Annotated in this window: 1 protein-coding gene; it reads left to right on the forward strand. The window is 65.0% G+C overall.

Annotated features, from left to right (window positions below; translation table 11 throughout):
* Positions 1-1,233 (forward strand): condensation domain-containing protein (locus BLU09_RS38010; protein WP_143043294.1); only part of this gene is annotated, 1,233 nt, incomplete at both ends.

Genomic DNA, 1,233 nt, shown 5'->3' on the forward strand with positions numbered 1-1,233 from the left:
AGCCCATTCGGCGAAGGAGAGCGGCTGTACCGCACGGGGGACGTGGTGCGGTGGCTGGGGAACGGGACGTTGGAGTTCCTGGGCCGAGCGGACACACAGGTGAAGGTGCGTGGGTACCGCATCGAGTTGGGTGAAGTGGAAGCAGCGCTGGCCCAGTACGGTGGCGTCAACGAAGCCGTGGTGGTGGCGCGGGAGGATGGGGGCGAAGGCAAGCGGTTGGTGGCCTACGTGACGGCGCAGGAAGGTGCCTCGCTGGACACGGGGGCACTGCGAAGCCACGTGAAGCAGCGACTGCCCGAGTACATGGTGCCGTCAGCATATGTGGTGCTGGAGTCGCTGCCGCTGACGCCGAACGGAAAGGTGGACCGCAAGGCGCTGCCCGCCCCGGATGCCCAGGGGCCGAAGACGGCACAGTTCGAGGCGCCTCGCACGGCGACTGAGGAGAAGCTGGCGTCCATCTTCGCCGAGGTGCTGAACGTCGAGCGCGTCAGCGTCGACGAAGACTTCTTCGAGTTGGGCGGACACTCGCTGCTGGCAACGCAGTTGGTGTCGCGAGTGAGGGAAGAACTCCAGGTAGAGCTCCCGCTGCGAGACATCTTCGAAACTTCCACAGTGGGGAAGCTGGCCGAACGGATTGACGCATCCCGCGGGACGACAGCGGCGGCGGTTCGAGCACCACCCCTGACGCGCGTTTCTCGGAGCGATGCGCTACCGCTGTCATTCGCGCAGCAGCGGCTGTGGTTCCTCGACCAGTTGGAGCCAGGCAGTCCGTTCTACAACGTCCCCTCCGTGGTGAAGTTGACTGGGCGTCTGCAAACGACCGCGTTGGAGGCCAGCTTCAGTGAACTCGTGCGGCGGCACGAGTCATTGCGCACGACGTTCCGTGTCAGTGGCGGTGAACCTGTGCAGGTCATCGCAACGGATCCGCTTCAGCCTTTCCAGCAGCTCGACTTCAGCGAACCGGAAGCGGAGCGCGAATCCAGGGTGCGGCGCTGGATCGAAGAGGAGATTCAGCGCCCGTTCAATCTGGAGACGGGCCCGTTGCTGAGGGCGACGCTACTGAAGGAGGGGGAAGAAGCGCACGTGCTGGTGCTGGTGATGCACCACATCGTGTCGGACGGGTGGTCGATGGGCGTGCTGGTGAGGGAGTTGGTGGCTCTGTACGAGGCGTACTCGCAGGGGCGCGAGTCACCGCTGGCGGAGCTGGAGGTGCAGTACGCGGACTACGCGGTG

The organism is Myxococcus virescens, from assembly GCF_900101905.1.
Taxonomy (GTDB): domain Bacteria; phylum Myxococcota; class Myxococcia; order Myxococcales; family Myxococcaceae; genus Myxococcus; species Myxococcus virescens.